Annotated in this window: 19 protein-coding genes, 1 riboswitch and 1 other annotated feature; all 19 genes read right to left on the bottom strand. The window is 44.3% G+C overall.

The features are described 5' to 3' along the window. Window positions 1–204 precede the first annotated feature (204 nt). The 19 genes from JL57_RS30145 to JL57_RS30055 all read right to left on the bottom strand — a co-directional run bounded on the left by JL57_RS30145 (window position 205) and on the right by JL57_RS30055 (window position 19,109). Complete coding sequence (locus JL57_RS30145; RefSeq protein ID WP_034145572.1) at window positions 205–783, bottom strand: phosphate propanoyltransferase; 579 nt, start codon at window positions 781–783, stop codon at window positions 205–207. A 307-nt stretch (window positions 784–1,090) separates the two neighbouring features. Beyond that, window positions 1,091–1,816: a 2-phosphosulfolactate phosphatase gene (locus tag JL57_RS30140; RefSeq protein WP_034145571.1), complete on the bottom strand. Its 726-nt coding sequence runs from the start codon at window positions 1,814–1,816 to the stop codon at window positions 1,091–1,093. A gap of 135 nt (window positions 1,817–1,951) precedes the next feature. Beyond that, window positions 1,952–2,764, bottom strand: a complete 813-nt coding sequence (locus JL57_RS30135) for a biotin/lipoate A/B protein ligase family protein (protein ID WP_034145570.1) — start codon at window positions 2,762–2,764, stop codon at window positions 1,952–1,954. A 2-nt stretch (window positions 2,765–2,766) separates the two neighbouring features. Further along, entirely contained in the window at window positions 2,767–3,747 is a 981-nt protein-coding gene (locus JL57_RS30130) for a radical SAM protein (protein ID WP_034145569.1), read from the bottom strand. Beyond that, the gene (locus JL57_RS30125) at window positions 3,744–4,634 is read right to left on the bottom strand and encodes a radical SAM protein (RefSeq protein ID WP_034145568.1); all 891 of its coding nucleotides are present in this window, start codon (window positions 4,632–4,634) and stop codon (window positions 3,744–3,746) included. Before JL57_RS30125 ends, JL57_RS30130 begins: the two co-directional genes overlap by 4 nt. 69 nt (window positions 4,635–4,703) lie before the next feature. Continuing rightward, window positions 4,704–6,164 carry an aminomethyl-transferring glycine dehydrogenase subunit GcvPB gene (gcvPB, locus tag JL57_RS30120; RefSeq protein ID WP_034145567.1) on the bottom strand — a complete coding sequence of 487 codons (1,461 nt, stop codon included), beginning with the start codon at window positions 6,162–6,164 and terminating at the stop codon, window positions 4,704–4,706. Continuing rightward, window positions 6,161–7,501 carry an aminomethyl-transferring glycine dehydrogenase subunit GcvPA gene (gene gcvPA / locus JL57_RS30115; protein ID WP_034145566.1) on the bottom strand — a complete coding sequence of 447 codons (1,341 nt, stop codon included), beginning with the start codon at window positions 7,499–7,501 and terminating at the stop codon, window positions 6,161–6,163. The genes gcvPB and gcvPA overlap by 4 nt, the downstream gene beginning before the upstream one ends. A gap of 1 nt (window position 7,502) precedes the next feature. After that, window positions 7,503–7,889 (bottom strand): glycine cleavage system protein GcvH, encoded by a 387-nt coding sequence (gene gcvH, locus JL57_RS30110; RefSeq protein ID WP_034145565.1) that lies wholly within the window; start codon window positions 7,887–7,889, stop codon window positions 7,503–7,505. 94 nt (window positions 7,890–7,983) lie between these two features. Further along, window positions 7,984–9,081 (bottom strand): glycine cleavage system aminomethyltransferase GcvT, encoded by a 1,098-nt coding sequence (gene gcvT, locus JL57_RS30105; protein ID WP_034145564.1) that lies wholly within the window; start codon window positions 9,079–9,081, stop codon window positions 7,984–7,986. A 286-nt stretch (window positions 9,082–9,367) separates the two neighbouring features. Then, window positions 9,368–9,475: riboswitch (glycine riboswitch) on the bottom strand. Window positions 9,476–9,554: 79 nt separating this feature from the next. Beyond that, window positions 9,555–12,323, bottom strand: coding sequence for an isoleucine--tRNA ligase (gene ileS, locus JL57_RS30100; RefSeq protein WP_034145563.1), 2,769 nt, complete (start codon window positions 12,321–12,323; stop codon window positions 9,555–9,557). 91 nt (window positions 12,324–12,414) lie between these two features. Next, window positions 12,415–12,622 (bottom strand) — a binding site (T-box leader). Window positions 12,623–12,646: 24 nt separating this feature from the next. Continuing rightward, a complete protein-coding gene (locus JL57_RS30095) occupies window positions 12,647–13,117 on the bottom strand; it encodes a hypothetical protein (protein ID WP_034145562.1) in 471 nt (156 codons plus the stop codon). Window positions 13,118–13,203: 86 nt separating this feature from the next. Next, window positions 13,204–13,665, bottom strand: coding sequence for a DivIVA domain-containing protein (locus tag JL57_RS30090; RefSeq protein ID WP_034145561.1), 462 nt, complete (start codon window positions 13,663–13,665; stop codon window positions 13,204–13,206). An 11-nt stretch (window positions 13,666–13,676) separates the two neighbouring features. Next, a complete protein-coding gene (locus JL57_RS30085) occupies window positions 13,677–14,399 on the bottom strand; it encodes an RNA-binding protein (protein WP_291300773.1) in 723 nt (240 codons plus the stop codon). Window positions 14,400–14,476: 77 nt separating this feature from the next. Next, entirely contained in the window at window positions 14,477–14,731 is a 255-nt protein-coding gene (locus tag JL57_RS30080) for a YggT family protein (RefSeq protein ID WP_291300774.1), read from the bottom strand. 24 nt (window positions 14,732–14,755) lie between these two features. Next, window positions 14,756–15,199 (bottom strand): cell division protein SepF, encoded by a 444-nt coding sequence (locus JL57_RS30075; RefSeq protein WP_034145558.1) that lies wholly within the window; start codon window positions 15,197–15,199, stop codon window positions 14,756–14,758. A gap of 58 nt (window positions 15,200–15,257) precedes the next feature. Beyond that, window positions 15,258–15,962: a YggS family pyridoxal phosphate-dependent enzyme gene (locus JL57_RS30070; RefSeq protein ID WP_045690895.1), complete on the bottom strand. Its 705-nt coding sequence runs from the start codon at window positions 15,960–15,962 to the stop codon at window positions 15,258–15,260. Window positions 15,963–16,027: 65 nt separating this feature from the next. Continuing rightward, window positions 16,028–16,963, bottom strand: coding sequence for an HlyD family efflux transporter periplasmic adaptor subunit (locus JL57_RS30065; protein ID WP_034145557.1), 936 nt, complete (start codon window positions 16,961–16,963; stop codon window positions 16,028–16,030). A gap of 79 nt (window positions 16,964–17,042) precedes the next feature. Next, window positions 17,043–18,416 (bottom strand): HAMP domain-containing sensor histidine kinase, encoded by a 1,374-nt coding sequence (locus tag JL57_RS30060; RefSeq protein WP_034145556.1) that lies wholly within the window; start codon window positions 18,414–18,416, stop codon window positions 17,043–17,045. Between the two features lie 6 nt (window positions 18,417–18,422). Then, entirely contained in the window at window positions 18,423–19,109 is a 687-nt protein-coding gene (locus JL57_RS30055; protein ID WP_034145555.1) for a response regulator transcription factor, read from the bottom strand. Window positions 19,110–19,115 lie beyond the last annotated feature (6 nt).

Below are 19,115 nucleotides of genomic sequence, written 5' to 3'. Positions count from 1 at the left end.
CACGCTCGATTTTGTTTCATTGTCCGAATCGCCCACACTACCACCTCACTAAAGCCTATAGTTAGTCTTCCCACGTCTAGCAAAATTACTACTGAACTCAAACATTAGCTTAAACAAAAAAACCAGAAACTAGTTCTGGTTTTTGGTACTCTCAAAAAAACTCCTACATTAAATTCTAATCTATTCAACCACTAAATGCTACCCCTACTTCGAATAAATTTCCAGTTCCTGGCCATTGACCAAGCCAAAGGCATTGCCTTCATCCGTATCCAAATGTAAATCCAAAGCGTAGTCAGGGCTAACTCGGACAAGTACCCGTTCTAAAATTCCGCCTCTTGGACCAGGAATGGCGACACTTACATGATCCCCATCTTTTACTGAATACTTTGTGGCATCTTCAGGAGTCATGTGGATATGACGAGCAGCAATAATCACACCTTGATCCAAGTGAATACGGCCCTTTGGGCCTTCGACTTCAATACCTGGGGTTCCTTCAAGTTTTCCTGAATCCCGGACTGGAGGTTTAACCCCTATTTTAAACCTATCTGTCTCAGTGAGCTCTACTTGAGATACTTTCCTTGCAGGTCCCAAAACACGGACTCCGGTGATCGACCCTTTTGGTCCGATCAGAGTTATCGTCTCTTCGCAGGCAAACTGACCAGGTTGGCTTAGGTCTTTTGTTTTAGTCAAAGTATACCCCGCTCCAAAAAGAGCTTCAATATGTTCTTCGGACAAATGTATATGTCGATTAGAAATGCCTACAGGTGCTTTAAAAATTCCCATAGAGTTCATACAACCTCCCTATAAAATAGTATACCCTTTCAAACTGTGCCTAAAATATTGTTCAAGCTTAAACCATTCTATTTCAGCTATTATACTCTATTTTAAACAAAAACGACATAACTGTATCAAAATTTTGTCGAATAAACCAATATTTTAAATATTCTGCAGGGTATACACACTTAGTTCTATGTTTATTTCAAAGTCTTAACATCCTTATCTTGAATTTTATTATACACTCATGATATGACTGTGGTTCGAAAAATTTACGAAAATAAAAATCCCGCAAATTACTTACGGGATATAGAAACTACGTTAACCACACTATTTCACCATCTTGAAACACTGGCACAATCGGCAAAATATTAGGTGTAGAACAATAAACTAAATCTCGTTCAAAACCTAAGGAAATGAGCTTTTTTCCGTGCACCGAGCTACGGATCTTGTCAGTAAGATGATCCTCTGAACATTGATATAACATACGCGCCGCTTCACCCAAATCATTGAGAATTACATTTGATCCCAAGGCATCAATGAACATTCCCGCACAAAGTATGTCCGGAAGATCAAACCGTTCTTCCGTACCTGCACAAATCACAACAATCCCTTGAAGTTTATCATTTCTTTCAAATTCCCGTAAAATCGCCAAAACTATACTCTGCATATTTACAAAAGAAGCCATCCAGATCATGGGCGCAGCGATTGAATCTCGTATTGCACGAGTACCGTTCGTGGTTGTCATTATGACTCTTCTGCCCCCCACTTTTTCCGGAACATAGTCAAAGGGTGAATTACCTAGATCAAACCCTTCAATAATCAGCGAATCACGTTCCCCTCCCAATAATGATCCGGGGAGTGTTAAGCGTTTTTCCAAAGCCTCTTCCGAAGTAAGCACTGGTACAATTGCTTGGCATCCATTAGCTAAAGCAGTTACAATAGTGCTTGTTGCCCTTAAAACATCAATCACGATTACTAATTTGTCCTCCAAATAGGGTATCCGTGGAGAACCGGCACTCGGTAAGACTTCAATCTGCATGCGATCACCCCCATTCAAAAAATTGTGAATTACAGCACAATTCTGGACTTGCTAATGTCACTATCATCCAATTTTCTATATTCAACTTTTTTGTCGTAAATCCTGCAAGTTGTTCGAAAAATCGCGAACTACTTTTTAGCGCTTTTTTGTCCAAGCCTCTGAACTATATTTAGGGAGCATTTCTTCCATTAAGATCTTTTCTTGATCTGTTAATTGACTCCTCAAAAGTTCGATCCCCATAATATCACGAAATCCGGAACAAATTTCATATTCTAACTCTTCACGCCCAATGGGTTGAGTCCATACTTCATCCAAAGCACACGCTTTAGCTTTAAACCCTGTCAGTAATCTCTGACCCACCCCCTCACTAGGAAACTTGAGCAATCGAAAGAGGCGCTCTGCATCAAAATGGAGAAGGATTGACCCATGCTGCAAAAGCACCCCCTCTTTCCGCACCTGAGCACTGCCGACAAGTTTGCGACCATCGACCACTAATTCATACCAAGAAGGAGACTCGAAACACACAGCAGAGCGTTCCCGTTGTTTTACCTCACTGGCAACCATTTCTGCCTCAACCCCTAAGGTTCGAAATCCTTTTAGCAAGGCCTGACTAATTCTCAGGTAGGATTGAACCACTGTCCCCGCAACATTAGGGTTATCCTCTGGGGCAATAACGCTATAAGTTAGTTCATATTCGTGCAAGACTGCTCTGCCACCTGTTGGACGACGAACTATATCGATTCCTTCAACCTGGCAGGCCTCTTCATTCACCTCTTTATGGTAACTTTGGGCATACCCCAAAGAAAGTGTCGCTGGATTCCACCCGTAAAAGCGGAGCACAGGTTGAGGATCTTCCGAATGGGCCATGGAGAGTAAGAGCGCCTCATCAATAGCCATATTCTCAGCACCAGAGTACACTGCATAAGGAAAATATCGCCAAGTTGCCATAATTACTCCTTTCTCCTCCCCACATTCTGATCCACATTCGTTCTCAAATATCCCCAAGCTATTTCAACTTCATCCCGGATCAAAGCCCGAGGATAATTATAAAGTTCTTCGCCAGGCTTTTCATTATAATATGGACGGTTACAACCCTTGCAACCAGAGGTTTGAAAGGGCTCTCCACCCCTCGTTTTTTGGAGTTCATCAATACTGAGGTTAAAATCAAGGACCTTACCTTCTCCAAAATGAAATTGATCTACCCGGGCCAAACCCTGCCGAATTAGATCGTGGGCAACCTGTATCCGACGATAATGCGCCATTTCTGGTGGTTTAATCCCCTCCAATCGTGTCCCTTTGACTGGCGTGAAAGCAAAGAGCGCAACAGTAATTCCTCGATCGTACAGGGTTTGAAGACAGCGAACCATCTCTTCTTCATTTTCTCCAAGACCTACAATCAAGTGTGTCGCTAGATGCCCGGGGAACCTTTCTGCTGCTTCACTGAGTAATGTAAAGCGTTCAACCCACGATCCATCTTTAGTTTGAGCATATATTTCTGCTGTCGCAGCGTCTAAGGCAATGCTAATATGATCAACGCCGAGGTCCAATAGTTCTTGCACTTCTTCAAGGGTTCGCGGTCCAGCCGACACACATATAGGTAGGTCCGAATGATTTCTTACCACTTTCACCCATTGCTTGGTTTCCTCCAAAGCGACCTTGTCTTGAACCACTTGAAAACAAACCCTCTGTAAGACCGTTTGGGCCTCGGGAAAAGCCAACCCTTTAACAACCTCTTGCCCTGCAAATTTTGGCCAACTAACTCGTGAAAGGAGATCAGCACGAGCGCTGCTATTACGGGCCTGAGCACAAAAAGCGCAGTCAAATCGACAACGTTCACCAACCATCAGGTAAGCGGTTGTGGGCAAAGCATCCGCTTTAACCTTCTTTAGACCTAACACATTTGCCGTACCTATAGAACAACGGATTGTCATAGTGCACAACACTCCTCTCCTCGGATTACTCGTAACCCCAATTCATTGGCGATACGACGTGCAGCCGGTGTCGGCATAACTAGTCGGTTTAACCCTAAAGAAACTGCTGCTTCATCTAATTTTTGGCGATATCCACCTTTGGGACGCATACAACCTAAGGCTAAGGGCAAGTCTGGAAAACGCAATCTCGCCTTGGCTAAGAAACGAATAACCTCCTCCACAGACAGGGGCTGACGTGAGGCATAGCGAGTTCCAGGCGTTGGAATAAAAACATTAAAAACTAATCCACTGAGACCTAGTTCTTGGAGGGTATCTAAAGCCCTTTCCTCTCCCCCCCACTCTCCCCCTCTCAGGCCAAGCGTTAAATGGGGAATTACACGGACGACTTCTCGAAGTTCAAGGTAAACACGGCGGTAATCTTCCGGACCCTGCTGGAGCCCGTAAACCTCCTGAATCGTTGCGCGGTCGGCAACAAAATCAAACGAGACAACGTCAGCTAAATCTTTTAGCAAAGCGATTTCCTTTTTTTCCAGTAATCCAACATGAAAATTCAAACGCACGTCCTGTTTCAACTTATGAAGAAACTCAAGATGTTTAGCAAAGGGTACCTTCCCTTCGTCAGTACACCCTCCACTAACAAGGGCACTTCGAAAAGGGTAGTTCGAAGTGCATGATTCATCCTGGATCTGAACATCTCCAACGTTCCGCATTCCTTTAAGGTAGTGCCCCCCACAGTGTGCACAATTCAAAGCACAGGACTGACCGGTAAGTGTGATGCTCTCCGTTTGAGAAGGAAAGTCAAACCATATTTCATCGGCAAAATGCTTCTTCCGCACTTCCCAAGCGCGTTGAACCAAGGCCTGAGTCTCTAATTCTATAGTTTCCATCTCTTTCTCCTTCTCGCTACTTTTAGAAAAAGCCGCCCTAAAATTAGAGCGGCTTTTAGTTATGAGGTTTTACTTTTTCTGCCAACGCAAGTTTGGCTTCCGCACCGCACCTACTTCATCTAAGCGCGTTACTAACGTCGTATAAGGTGCATTCTTAACAAGATCTGGAGTGCTAGAGGCTTCCTCTGCGATCTTGATCAGTACGCTGGCAAATTCGTCCAGTGTTTCAATGCTCTCTGTCTCCGTAGGCTCAATCATCATAGCCTCCTCAACAATGATCGGGAAATAGATGGTCGGAGGATGATAGCCATAATCTAATAAGCGCTTGGCAATATCTAACGTATGCACCCCAGTCGCTTTAAGGTTTTTCGGGGTAATAATAAATTCATGTTGACAAACTCTATCAAAAGGCAGGTAATAATGCTCTTTTAGAATGCTCATGAGATAGTTGGCATTCAAAACTGCATTTTCTGAGGCTGTATGCAACCCTTTGCCACCAAGGCTACGTATATAAGCATACGCCCTAACCAATATCGAGAAATTCGAGTAAAATGAGCGAACCCGTCCGATGGAAAGAGGCCTATTACTTTCCAGGGTAAATGTTCCATCCTCTCTGCGAACCACCACTGGCTTGGGCAGAAACGGCGCCAAAAACTTCTTAACCCCTACTGGACCAGAACCTGGTCCTCCACCACCGTGAGGGGTAGAGAAGGTTTTGTGCAGATTGAGATGGATCACATCAAAACCCATATCTCCAGGACGGGTAATACCCATAATCGCGTTGGTATTAGCTCCATCATAATATAATAAACCACCTGCGTCATGAACCAATTGCGTAATTTTCAAAATATTTTCATCAAAGAGTCCCAATGTATTAGGATTTGTCAACATTAGAGCAGCAACTTCATCATTAAGGACTTTCTTTAAAGCCTCCAGGTCAACTCCACCACGTTCGCTGGAAGGGATCTGGATAATCTCATATCCAGCCATGGCTGCTGTCGCTGGATTCGTTCCATGAGCAGAATCTGGGACAATCACTTTTTTGCGTTTCTGATCTCCACGCTGGTCATGATAAGCTTTGATGATTAATATCCCGGTCATTTCCCCATGGGCCCCAGCAGCAGGCTGGAGAGTAAACTCATCCATTCCTGTCAATTCACCGAGGTCTTCTTGAAGTTCCGCCATCAGCTGTAAAGCCCCTTGCGTCATGGCTTCTGGCTGATAAGGGTGAAGGGCCGTAAAGCCGGGCAGACGAGCCAACATTTCGTTCACTTTCGGGTTATATTTCATAGTGCATGATCCTAAAGGATAAAACCCGGTGTCCACACCATGATTGAACGTCGAAAGGTGAGTAAAGTGGCGGACCACGTCTATTTCGGAGAGTTCTGGGAGTTCCGGCTGCTGTTGCCGTAATAAAGAGTTAGGTATCAGGGTTTCGACTGGAACTTCAGGTACATCACATGAAGGTAAACTGACCGCACTTCGCCCATGAGCACTGAGGTCAAAAATTAATGGTTCTAACTCTTTCATTGGATTTCCCCCAATCTGGCCACGAGCCGGTCAATATCTGCTTTACTCTTAGTTTCAGTTACACAGAATAGCAGGTGACGATCTAATTCCGGATAGAATCGAGCCAGCTCCAGTCCGCCAATAATCTGATCTTTCAAAAGCATAGCATTGACTCGCGCAGGTTCAACCGTCGTCTCAATCACAAATTCATGGAAGAACGGACCTGAAAAAGCCAGCTTCATTCCTGGAATTTTAGCAATCTCTTGCGCTGCATAATGGGCATTCTGCAAATTCAAATTGGCTAATTCCTTAAGTCCGGTCTTACCGAGGGCACTTAAATGCATGGTAAAAGCTAAGGCGCAAAGGGCCTCATTAGAACAAATATTAGAAGTCGCCTTTTCACGACGAATATGCTGTTCGCGAGCCTGCAGAGTTAGAACAAATCCTCTTTTGCCGTTTTTATCGGTTGTTATACCAACAATTCGTCCTGGCATCCGCCGTACAAATTTATCCCGGCAAGCCAAAAAACCTAGATATGGACCTCCGTAATTGAGAGGGTTCCCAAAAGGCTGCCCTTCCCCAACCACAATATCCGCCCCACATTCGCCCGGAGATTTAAGCAGACCTAAGGAAACTGGATTGACTGACATAGCCACTAAAGCCCCTTTGGCATGGGCAAGCTGTACGATCTCCTCCGCTTTTTCAATGCCGCCAAAGAAATTTGGATTTTGAACCAGCACACCGGCTATATCTTCTTGAAGGGCAGCCTCCAGAGCTGCTCGGTCAGTCTCACCATTCTTAAAAGGGATTTCTACCAGTTCCACGCCCCGTGGGCGTAGATAAGTTTTGAGTACCTCTCGATACTCAGGATGCACGGTTTGAAGCACAAGTACTTTGTCCCTTCGTGTCGCATCACAGGACATGATAGCGGCTTCCGCTAAAGCGGTCGCCCCATCATACATAGAGGCGTTGGCCACATCCATTCCCGTTAGTTCACACACTAAGGTCTGATATTCATAAATTGCCTGCAGAGTCCCTTGACTAATCTCGGGCTGATAGGGAGTATAGGCTGTATAAAATTCAGAACGCAATAATAACTGGTCAATAAAACTCGGGATATAATGCTCGTAAGCCCCAGCTCCCAAGTAAGAACTGAACTCTTCCACAGTTTTATTTTGATTAGCCAATCCTTTAACGTGTTTGACTAAATCTTGCTCTGACATCCCTCCACGAATAGCCAGAGGGCGTTGTAAGCGAACTTCTTTAGGAATATCCTCAAAGAGTTCCTCGACTGACTTAACCCCAATACGGGCTAAGAGGCGCGCCTTTTGACTGTCCGTATTCGGTACAAAGTTCATTCTAATGTTCCTCCTGTGCTAAAAACGTCTCGTATTCCTCAGCAGACATCATGCTGTCTAGAGCAGATAAATCATCGGCTTCGACTTTAATCAACCAACCCTCACCATACGGATCACTATTTAACAGTTCAGGGGTATCCATAACCAAGGTGTTGACTCCAACGACTTTCCCGCTTACTGAGGCAGTAATATCGGAAACTGCTTTGACCGATTCTACCGTACCATAGGACTTTCCTACAGTGACCGTCGAGCCTTCATCTGGAAGCTCAACAAACACGACATCTCCCAGACTTTCCTGTGCATGGTCCGTGATTCCAAAGGTCACAACATTCCCTTCCACTCTGGCATATTCATGGTCTTTGTTATACTTTAATTCAACTGGATTCATACGATCATCCTCCTCAAATTTTGGTTATCTTACCCTAAGGTTAAATAAACATCCGTTCGTCCCTATGCTCACTTCAGGAGCTTTCGTGCATCGATTATTTGCCACGTTTATAAAACAAGGAAGGAATAATCTTTGCCTGCACAGCCTTTCCTCGAATCATAACGTCTAAAGTTTCACCTAGAACGGCCAGATCTGTACGAACCAGACCCAAAGCTATATTTTTATTAAGAGTTGGAGAAAATGAACCTGAGGTGACAAAGCCAATTTCTTGACCATTCTTTTGAAGTGGATAATGCGAACGGGCAATTCCTCGCTCAATCATTTCTAGGCCAACAAGCTTGCGCGGAACTCCATTTTCCTTTTGAGCAAGGAGCACCTCGCGGCCAATAAACGTTGCTTTATCTAGTTTGACGAAAATACCAAGACCTGCTTCTAGCGGGGTTATCTCAGCTCCTAATTCATTGCCATATAACGGGAGTCGAGCTTCGAAGCGCAGTGTGTCACGGGCTCCCAATCCAATCGGTTGTACCCCTTCAGCAGCGCCAGTTTCTAAGATTTTCCGCCATAATTGACGACTATATTCTGGTGCAACATAGATTTCAAATCCATCTTCTCCAGTATAGCCTGTGCGAGAAATAAGACAGGGTGCCCCATCAACTTCTTCATGAAGGAAGGTATAATATCTAATCTGCGCTAAATCAGCCTTGGTAATACGTTGCAAAATCGTTTCTGCTAAAGGTCCTTGCAAGGCGAGTTGCGCATATTGTTCAGAAACGTTCTCAACGACAACCTCAAATTTTTCGGCTTGTTCCCTAATCCAGGCAAAATCCTTATCCGCATTTGAAGCATTGACGACTAGAAAAAAGCGCTCCAGATTATAGCGATAAACGAGCAAATCGTCTACAATGCCGCCGTTTTGGTAACACATTGGGGAATAAAGAATTTTCCCATCTTCAAGCTTACTGGCGTCATTAGTAATCAACATTTGAACAAATGCCAGTGCCTCTTTGCCTCGAACATCAATCTCTCCCATATGTGAGACATCAAAGAGACCCGCCTTTGTCCGCACTGCATGGTGTTCTTCTATCACACCTGCATACTGGACAGGCATTTCCCATCCGCCAAAGTCGATCAGTTTGGCCTTCCCTGCCGTATGTTCCTCATAAAGTGGGGTACGTTTTACTTCAACCATGTAGAACACCTCCTCCTTCTTTGATCAGTTAGATTTTTTAAAAACTGTGACGCTTTCTGGTACCGACAGACCGTCGGAATCATCGCTCTGAAAGCTCATTAGCATTTGCTATCTCTCATATTGTGTCACTTAGTAACTGATATCACCCATGAAAATGATACCAAAAACTCCATAAAAAAGGACAGAGGAAGTGCGTATCGCACTTCCTCTGTCCTTTAAACCTGAGAGATTCGCCGTTTCCAGCTTCCCCTTTGGTGTTCTCTTTATGAGAAACTCTCCAGAGTCCCGTCAACTAGCAGTACTTTTGCCTGAGAGTTTGCTCCTTAAAAAAGCGATTTTTAAGGGATTTCTCCTTCGGCGCCTGGATTTATCAGATCTCTCCCGCTAGTCTCATTCGGTTATTAAACTTATTATTCAATATAATATGCTATTTCGCCCATTATGTCTACTGGGATTTTATTACTGAAAGGAATTTAAAGACTTTTGACCACCGTACTACAACGCGGGCAAATGGTCGGATGATCAGAATCCTTTCCGACTTCCTCATGGAACATCCAGCAACGCTCACATTTTTCCCCGTTAGCCGGTTGCACCAAAATCCCTAAACCCTCGTGAACTTCTGCTAGTTGTACGTTTTCCGGTCTATTTTCCTGGGGTTTATGCACCGTTAAACCCGAAACAATGAAAATTTCCGCAAGATTAGGAACTTGCTGTAGGAAACCATACTGTTCCTCCGTCGGATAAAGGTCCACCTGAGCGGTTAATGGGTGATTGATCAGTTTTTCTTGACGCGCCATTTCCAAGGCTTTAGAGACGTCGGTCCGCAAGGCTAAGATTTGATCCCAAGTATCCACCATAGTAACGTTCATCCACTCAGCATTCACTTTCGGCATTTCTGCCATTTGGATATTTTCCAAGGTCTTTTCTCCAGGAATATATGGCCAGATTTCTTCCGTTATAAACGACAAAACCGGCGCTAAGAGACGAACCAGAGAATCCAGCACTTCAAATAGTACTGTCTGTGCGGAACGGCGAAGAAGGGATGTTTTTCCTTCGACATAGAGTCTATCTTTAACAATGTCCAAGTAAATGGCACTTAATTCAACCGTGCAGAAATTATGAATGGTATGGTAGACCCAGTGAAATTCATAGGTTTCATAACCCTGAAGTACGCGTTCAACCACTTTAGAGAGCTTAAGCAGAGCCCAACGGTCAAGTTCCTGAAGTTCCTGATAGGAAACTTTATCCTTCGCAGGATCAAAGTCATTGAGATTGCTCAATAAGAAACGAAGGGTGTTACGAATCTTCCTATAGGCTTCGGACATTTGCTTCATAATCCTAGGAGAAGCCGCGACATCATTCTTATAATCGACTGAACTAACCCATAACCGTAAAATATCAGCACCTAATTCTTGGACGACCTTAAGCGGGTCTACACCGTTGCCCAGTGATTTAGACATCTTACGCCCTTGCTCATCGACAACAAAGCCATGTGTCAGTACGTTGCGGTAAGGTGCCTGACCGAAAGCCGCCACTGCCGTAGATAATGAGGAATTGAACCAGCCCCGATGCTGATCCGAACCTTCTAAATAAAGATCCGCTGGCCAAGCTAGGTGATCCCGTTGTTTTAAGACCCCAGCATGACTCGTGCCGGAATCAAACCAGACGTCCATAATATCGGTCTCTTTGCGAAATTTAGTTCCACCACAATCACAGGTAAACCCATCCGGTAACAGTTCCGTAGCAGAATGTGCAAACCAAGCGTCTGACCCTTCTTGACGGAATATCTTCTGCAGAAAGGAGATCGTTTGGTTATTGACGACCACCTTTCCACAATCCTCACAATAGAAGATGGGAATTGGAACTCCCCAAGTCCTTTGCCGAGAAATACACCAATCTCCACGATCGGCAATCATGTTAAAGATTCGATCCTTACCCCAAGCAGGAATCCAGCGCACCTTCTCGATCTCATCTAACGTTGCTTGCCTAAATCCATCGATAGATGCAAACCATTGTTCCGTCGCTCGGAAAATAATCGGGCTCTTGCAACGCCAACAGTGAGGGTAACTATGTTCGATCGTCTCCTCAATGACGAGGTTATCCGTAGTCTTGAGATCTTCCACAATGACTGGATTGGCTTTGCCAGTTTTTTGACCAGCATAGACCCCGGCTTCCGAAGTGAATTTCCCTTGATGGTCAACTGGACATAAGACGGGTAATCCATATTTCTTACCCACCAGAAAGTCATCTTCTCCATGACCTGGCGCAGTATGAACACATCCTGTTCCAGCTTCTAAGGTCACATGTTCCCCGCAAATCAACACAGAGTCACGATCGATCAAGGGGTTTCTGCAAATAACACCCTCAAGTTCTTTGCCAGAGAGGGTCTGCTCGACTGGAAGTTCCATCTTCCACAGAGAACGCAAGGAGTCCAGCATACCCTCAGCAACGATCCAATGTTCTTGCTGTGCGGAGACAACCGCATAGGTTAACTCTGGATGAACGCTGATCGCCAGATTTGCTGGAAGTGTCCAAGGGGTCGTGGTCCAAATTACGACATACGAATTTTCCTGATTAAGGACACCTAACCCATCTCGTACAGCAAATTTGACATAAATAGCAGTAGCCGGCTTATCGGCATACTCGATTTCCGCTTCAGCCAGAGCTGTTTCACAGGAAGGACACCAGTAAACTGGCTTTAAACCTTTGTAAATGTACCCTTTATGGGTCATGTCTCCAAAGACTCCGATTTGAGCAGCCTCATACTCCTTTTGTAAGGTGAGGTAAGGATTTTCCCAATCTCCTCGTACTCCCAGTCGCTTAAACTGTTCGCGCTGAATCCCTACATATTTTTCGGCATAGTCCTTACAGTTCTTACGAAATTCTAACACAGAGACAGCGTGACGATTCACGCCCAGTTTCTTGATCACTTGTTGTTCGATCGGAAGACCATGGGTATCCCAGCCGGGAACATAGGGGGCATCAAAACCCATCATCGTCTTATATTTGACAACGATATCTTTCAATACCTTGTTGATCGCATGTCCAAGATGAATATCCCCATTAGCATAAGGCGGACCGTCATGAAGGATGTATTTGGGACGTCCTGCACGTGCCTTCTGCACCTTTTGATAAAGCTGATCCTCTTCCCATGATTTCAGGATCTCCGGTTCCCTTTTAGGAAGATTTCCCCTCATCGGGAAATCCGTTTCCGGTAAATTGAGAGTAGTACGATAGTCCATTTTGAAATTTCCTCCTTAATTACGATGCACGATCTAGGGCAATTCAACGAATTACCTCTGACTTAAATAGTTAAAAATCTCGTCCCTCTTAAAAAGGGACGAGATCGCTCGCAGTACCACCCTTGTCGCCAAAACAAGTCACTCGGAAGTCATTTAACGGTGACAAACCGTAAGAAACTTACTTAGATTTCAGCCCTACACTCCAAGGTGATTTTTCTGTCAGACTCCACGGGCTTACACCATTTCCCGCTCGCTTTGGGAAAACCTTTGACAAAAACTGTCCTTTTCACTGTGTTTTTCAAGATTAACCTTGATAAATTAAATTAGTCCTTAGCAATGACTTTGCGCAAGATAGTGACCAGCTTGGCTCGTCCTTCCGACTCGATCGGATCCACCATCCACAAACAGAGGAATGAAATCTTTCGTTTCTTCCATTCTTGAACAAGGGGATCCATTTGATCTTTGGAAAAGTGCAAATGCTTATCATCCTGAGAGGGCGTTAAACTGACAACGACGGCACGTTGCTCAATTTCATCCATCGCTAAAAACGCCCGATCCAGCAAATCATCACTCCCAGTCATCAAGACATCTCCTGGGCGAAAATGATGGTCTGCTTCTGCAAATCCAACACTAAAAATCTTGGTATCCTTTTGTGAATCTAAATTATCGACGGAAGGTACAAGTTGGAGCTCTTGTCCTCCTAATTTCCCGACATAAATTTCATTCTCATCCAGATGCAGTCCAAACCCTTGAATGAGAAAATCTGGAGATATCTCACTAATTAATGTATACATCGATTTATAATCCTTCTCCTTCAAATCATCTATAGATTATTTTACCATGAATACAGACAGATTAGCAACATATGCCAACAGAACCTTTACGCAATACCCTCATCTCTTTCCTGCAAGGCTTCCAAATCTAGGTGGGCCAACAGAAAAGATTTAAGCTGAGTCCGTAATAAATCACGTTTTCTCGAAAGTCCTTGAATTTCTTCCTGGATTTCTTCCCACTTTTCTTGGGCTTCTGACACTTTGCTCAGCTTCTTCTGTTCAGCTTCTCTAAGCAGGAGTGCAGCCTCGTGACGCGCAACTTCCTTCACTTCTTCGGCTGTTTGCTGAGCCAAAACAAGAGTCTGTTGCAAGGTATTCTCGATTTTACGATAATGGCCGACTTCCGTTTCCAGCCCTTTTAATTTTTCTTTCAGTTCGAAATTTTCGGTATACGCGGATTCGAACTCTGCGCTAACACTTTCGAGATACTTTTCTACTTCCTCACATTGATAACCCCGCATCCCTTTTCGGAACGTTTTATTTCGAATGTCAAGAGGAGTTATTTGCATTGTTTACCCTCCTAATGCCGTTGTGACCGAAAAAGTACGATTTGCCATGCTGTCCTATCTTTGCGGGTCTGGGAACATTCCAAAAGCTTTATTCTCCCATACCCTCGGCAAGAGATCAGATTATCAGGCTGTACTTCCGTCTCGGCTTTGCTGACCACAACCCCATCTCTTCTTACTTTGCCTTGAGTAATCCATTCCTGAGCAGCTGTCCTAGAAGTCCCAAAAGCATTGGCCACTACCGCATCCAGCCGCGAGGAACTTACAGTAATACGGCGTTCCTCACCTTGGTCAGCATTCACTATTGGTTTCTCACTAAAGAGCGAAACTTCAATCTTCTCACGCCCTGCTTGGGTCCATTGATTAATAATAAACGGAGCGATTTCAGTCGTTGAAGCAACATAAAAACCACCCAGTCCAGCTTGAATATCCCCCAAAACATCCCTCTTAAAACCTAAGGCCATCAGAGAACCCAAGATCTGCCGATGTTCCAGTTGAGCACGAGAATCCAGAGAACGCACCCAAAGCAGCGCAATGTCAGCATCTTTTGAATTCAAAGCTTCTCCCCATGGACCTAGCAGAATCCGAACCCGTTCTGCTTCTGGAAATCCACCTTCAGACATAAAGGAAAGATGTTCTTTTCTAAGCACCCTTTCAGCCCATTCCAGCATGGCTCCAGTTAAAAAAGGTGTAACTTGTTTAGCATCTCCGCTATAAACTGCTTCTACTAGATCCAAGATATGGGCTGCTATTAAACGTGTTTCTTTGTCATCCCAATATCTAAGTCCCCTACGATCTATTGTTAGTTTCACAACTAGAATATTTTATATAAAAGCCACTGGATTACATTCAGAGCAACGATAGCAAAGATTGGGGATAAATCAATTGCCATTGAAGCGTTGCCAATCTGAAAACGTTGAAACGGCTTAATAATTGGGTCTGTGATGTCGTAAATTATACCCACAAATTTATTATTAGCCGGCGACCATTTAGGACCAAGATAGGATGAAATTACTCTTGCAAAAATTGCATATATAAGGATTGAAATTACTTGACTAATAATTTGCACAATGAACAAAATGAGAATCCCTCCTTATTTTGAGCTGGTCCAAAACAATCCTTTGTCTTTCAGCTCATCGCGCATCTCACCAGAAATATCAACATTGTTGGGAACAAACAAAAAGATCCCGTTTCCCACTTTTTGCATGTTGCCATTTAAGGCATAGGTTGTCCCACTTATGAAATCGACAATGCGTTTTGCCAGCATTTTTTCTGCGTTTTCGAGGTTAACGATAACCGGTCGGCGATTTTTCAATTGATCTGCAATGTTTTGAGCTTCTTCAAAGGAATTTGGTTCCATAACCACCACACGCATTTGCTTTTGAGTGTGTATACTTACGACCTGAGCATTTTTACGGCTGGTACGTACCTCTTCTTGAAGATTCTTTTCTCGATCATTTTCTTCCAGAATATCTTCGTCTGGTTCCTCATCTGCAAATCCCATAATACCGATAACTCTGTCAATTAATTTAGCCACTTAATAATCCTCCCTTTCCAGGTTCACTATTCTCTATATAACTATTCTCTATTTACGTTCACAACACATTATCACGTTCACCGAAGATCTGCCGTCCTACACGAACAAAGGTTGCCCCTTCTTCTATAGCCAATTCAAAATCTTGACTCATTCCCATTGAAAGCTCGCGTAATTCAACGCCATCCCATTTCCGGGATTGTAAAGTATCACGAAGATCCCGAAGCTGTCGAAAAAACTCTTGCGTTTCAGCAATGCTAGCCTCCATTGCCCCAATGGTCATCAACCCATGAACTCGGACAAACGGAAAATCCCTAATAGAATTGAGAAAATCCGGAACTTCCTCAGGCGCGAGGCCGGCCTTGGCAGGGTCCTTGGCGATATTGACTTGAACAAGGGTCGACCAAGTAATACCACGCCGTTCTCCATGTGCGTTAAGAGCCTCTAAAAGAGGAAATCTGTCCAGTGAATGAATCATTGTAACGTTTTGATCTAAGTATTTAACCTTGTTAGTCTGTAGCCTTCCCACCAGATGCCATTCACAATCATTGGGAAGAAGAGGAGCCTTCTCTAACCATTCTTGGACACGATTCTCTGCAAATGCTCGTTGTCCAGCCCGATAAGCCTGTTCAATAGAAGCAACTGGTTGGGTCTTAGACACGACTAATAATCGGATGGTCCTGGGATCTCTTGTACCACGCGCTACTGCTTCATCAATCCTTTGCCGGACCTCGACTAAGCGCTGTTCTATATCACTCACTAACATCGGAAAATCCCCTTCGCAGTAAATTCTACGTTCTTTGGCCGTTTCCCTGCTTTTGAAGCCCAAACCTAGATATTTTTTACGTTGGCTACTAATCCTTCTAATCCGTCACGTGGGGTTATCACGACAGGAATACCACTCGGGATATTTTCGATACAGATTTGATTCTCATCCTGGTCAAGGACTTTGATCTTTTTAAATTGCACAACACCCTCACTCGCCAGAAAGACTCCAAGTTCCTCTCCTTTCGTCCACAGCGCACTCTTCGGAACGAGAACACCCGTGACAGCTGGACGATAGATCCAAGTCACTTCATGATGCCTATCAGCCACTGAACCATCGACATAGTGAGGAAACTGTACGATTGCACCTTTGGGTTGATCAGATTTACGTAAAATCTTGGCGTTGACCGTTTGATTTCCAGTCGTTATCCGTAACGTCTTTCCCACCTCGAGTTGATCAGCACTTGGGAGTTCAAGAAAGGCCTTAGTCGGAATGAGATTATTGACGATTTTTCCCACGACTTCCCCAATTTGAACCGTTGCAGCCGAGTTTTTCACATTGCCAGTCTGTGCCAATAACTTTTCTAAATCCATCGTAGTAAGGTTTTCACTGGTTAGAATTAATTCTAAGCCATCGTTCTGGCGAAAAAACAGCCCGCTCGTCACTGCCTGAATCATTTGGTTTTGAGCATTCTCACGTTTAGTTCCAGGGGCTGCACCATCCGCTTGGATGGTTGCTACAGCCTCTCCACGCCTGAAACGTTGCCCATCTTCGCCCACATATTGGATCTTTCCAGAGATTGGAGCAAGCACCAATGTTTCTAGATTGGCAAATGTCGCCATCACTTTTCGTTCATGAGTGATCGTCCCAGTTTCGGCTACAGCATATTTTATAGACCCCGCTGTCAAACTTGAACGATAGAACCATACGACACCACCCGCCAAAACGATGAGCACTATACTCCAAAACCAGAAAATCTGCTTTCTTTTTTTCTCCTCCATTTTTGACCTCCATTTTTGCCTTCCCTGGCTAGTTCGATGTTCGATGTTCGATATTCGATGCGAACTACGAACTATTAACTTACGATATAGCCTTTGGCAAATCACAAGTAAAAACGGTTCCGAGCCCCAGTTGAGAATCAACGCTAATTTTACCACCTATGCCTTCCACCATATGCTTTACAATACTTAGCCCAAGCCCCGTTCCTCCTTGTTCACGTGAACGAGCCTTATCGACTCGATAGAAACGCTCAAAGATCCGTGGCAAAATATCCTCTGGTATGCCACAGCCCGTATCTCCAAATTCAAGGTGGATTTCTTTCAGCCCCACTTGAGCATGTAACCAGACACGCCCCTCGGATGTATATTTAACCGCATTTTCTAAAAGGTTTAAAAGTAGCTGACTGAGTAAGTCTTCTCCTATTAACACAGGCGGTAAATTTTCCGGAAGAATAACCTCTACTTTAATTCCTTTCGCCTCAGCGAAACTTTGGATCACTGGTTTAACTTTTTCATAGGCATTTTGAACATAGCCTCTTTTGTCAGAACTTGCACTCGCCCGATTATCTCGTCCTTCAAAATGGGCCAAGGTTAACAGATCTTCGATAAGGCGCTGCAAACGCAAGGTTTCTGCTTGGATTATGTTCAGAAATCGGTCACGTAAGGATGGGTCATCAGCAGCACCGTCAAGAAGAGTTTCTACAAAGCCCTTAATGGAGGTCAGCGGAGTTCTTAATTCATGAGATACATTAGCAACAAAGTCTGTTCGCATTTGCTCAAGTCGGCGCAGTTCTGTGACATCATGGATTACAATAACCGCACCACGTGGTTGGCCTCGCTCGCCCAAAATTGGGCTAATCTGGCTTTGGACCGTTCTTTGAGCAATCTGAGTTTCTCTTGTAGCAGAAGGCTGCCCTGAAAGTACCTTGCGAATTAGATGTTCCAATTCCGAATCATAAGTCAGCTCTAATAAATACTCCAATTCACGATCCATTCCTCGTCGTTCAAAAATTTTCTCTGCAGCAGCATTCACTAAAACGACTCGCCCTATGTGATCTACAGCCACAACACCCTCTTGCATACCCGCCAGAATTGCTTCCATTTTGTGTGCTTCTTGTGTCCCATTGAGTACAATTTTCTCGACGTGCCGGGAAAGGTTGTTTAGTTCCACTGTAAATTGTCGAAGTTCATCCGTTGAATCCGTTAAATAGATGGGCTCAAAATCTCCCCTAGCTATTCGCTGGGTGGCGAAGTGAAGTTTCTCCATTCGACGAGAAAGTTTGCTAGAGTAGAAGTAAACTACCCCCGTGGGAAGAGCTAAGGCAAGAAACACTACTCCTATATCAAGGCGTTGTTCGGCAGAAACTAGCCTCACGCTCTCTCCCACCCAAAACAAAAGTAGGGAAAGGGCTGTCATTCCAAAAAACAGTCCGGTTAATCGCCATTTAATACTCATCTCTGTTTATCCTTTAAAGCGGTAGCCAATCCCGCGCAATGTCTCAATATACTCGGGATTGGAAGGATCCCTTTCAATTTTTAGACGCAGGTGGCGTACGTGGACATCAACCGTCCGAGTATCCCCGTCATATTCATATCCCCAAACCCGTTCCAGAAGTTCATCCCTAGAGTATACCTTACCAGAATGAGCTACAAGCACGCGGAGTAATTCGAATTCTTTGGGTGTTAACTCAGTTTCCTGTCCACGCACATGGACACGAAATCCCTTAACGTCGATCTGTAATTCCCCTCGAATAATCCGATCATCCGTCTCTTCCTTCGGGTTCAGACGACGCAAACGAGCTTTAATGCGGGCTATTAATTCCCGGGGACTGAAGGGTTTAGTCATATAATCATCTGCACCTAGCTCAAGTCCTAACACCTTATCAATGACCTCTCCTTTAGCGGTTAACATAATGATCGGTATTTGTTGAAAGCTAGGAGTTAGTTTGAGCCTTTTGCAAACCTCTAGGCCATCCATTCCTGGCAACATAAGATCAAGCACAATCAGGTCGGGTTGTTCCTTCGCCACACGATCTAAGGCCTCTTTCCCATCCTTTGCGACACGGACTAGATAACCTTCCTTTTCTAAATTAAATCTCAGCAGTTCTTGAATTGGCTCCTCATCATCTACCACTAAAATTGTCGCCACCGACAC

Source organism: Desulfosporosinus sp. BICA1-9, assembly GCF_000802135.1.
Note: the sequence above shows the minus strand (reverse complement) of the source record. Positions and strands in the feature narration are given on the sequence as shown.

What these genes read in the sequence shown, in the direction of transcription:
- JL57_RS30135 (WP_034145570.1), bottom strand. Translation starts at nt 2,764, where the DNA reads ATGGCAACTTGGCGATATTTTCCTTATGCAGTGTACTCTGGTGCTGAG.
- JL57_RS30060 (WP_034145556.1), bottom strand. Translation starts at nt 18,416, where the DNA reads ATGAGTATTAAATGGCGATTAACCGGACTGTTTTTTGGAATGACAGCC.
- JL57_RS30140 (WP_034145571.1), bottom strand. Translation starts at nt 1,816, where the DNA reads ATGCAGATTGAAGTCTTACCGAGTGCCGGTTCTCCACGGATACCCTAT.
- ileS (WP_034145563.1), bottom strand. Translation starts at nt 12,323, where the DNA reads ATGGACTATCGTACTACTCTCAATTTACCGGAAACGGATTTCCCGATG.
- JL57_RS30065 (WP_034145557.1), bottom strand. Translation starts at nt 16,963, where the DNA reads ATGGAGGAGAAAAAAAGAAAGCAGATTTTCTGGTTTTGGAGTATAGTG.
- JL57_RS30070 (WP_045690895.1), bottom strand. Translation starts at nt 15,962, where the DNA reads ATGTTAGTGAGTGATATAGAACAGCGCTTAGTCGAGGTCCGGCAAAGG.
- gcvPB (WP_034145567.1), bottom strand. Translation starts at nt 6,164, where the DNA reads ATGAAAGAGTTAGAACCATTAATTTTTGACCTCAGTGCTCATGGGCGA.
- gcvT (WP_034145564.1), bottom strand. Translation starts at nt 9,081, where the DNA reads ATGGTTGAAGTAAAACGTACCCCACTTTATGAGGAACATACGGCAGGG.
- JL57_RS30090 (WP_034145561.1), bottom strand. Translation starts at nt 13,665, where the DNA reads ATGCAAATAACTCCTCTTGACATTCGAAATAAAACGTTCCGAAAAGGG.
- JL57_RS30095 (WP_034145562.1), bottom strand. Translation starts at nt 13,117, where the DNA reads ATGTATACATTAATTAGTGAGATATCTCCAGATTTTCTCATTCAAGGG.
- JL57_RS30145 (WP_034145572.1), bottom strand. Translation starts at nt 783, where the DNA reads ATGGGAATTTTTAAAGCACCTGTAGGCATTTCTAATCGACATATACAT.
- JL57_RS30130 (WP_034145569.1), bottom strand. Translation starts at nt 3,747, where the DNA reads ATGACAATCCGTTGTTCTATAGGTACGGCAAATGTGTTAGGTCTAAAG.
- gcvH (WP_034145565.1), bottom strand. Translation starts at nt 7,889, where the DNA reads ATGAATCCAGTTGAATTAAAGTATAACAAAGACCATGAATATGCCAGA.
- gcvPA (WP_034145566.1), bottom strand. Translation starts at nt 7,501, where the DNA reads ATGAACTTTGTACCGAATACGGACAGTCAAAAGGCGCGCCTCTTAGCC.
- JL57_RS30125 (WP_034145568.1), bottom strand. Translation starts at nt 4,634, where the DNA reads ATGGAAACTATAGAATTAGAGACTCAGGCCTTGGTTCAACGCGCTTGG.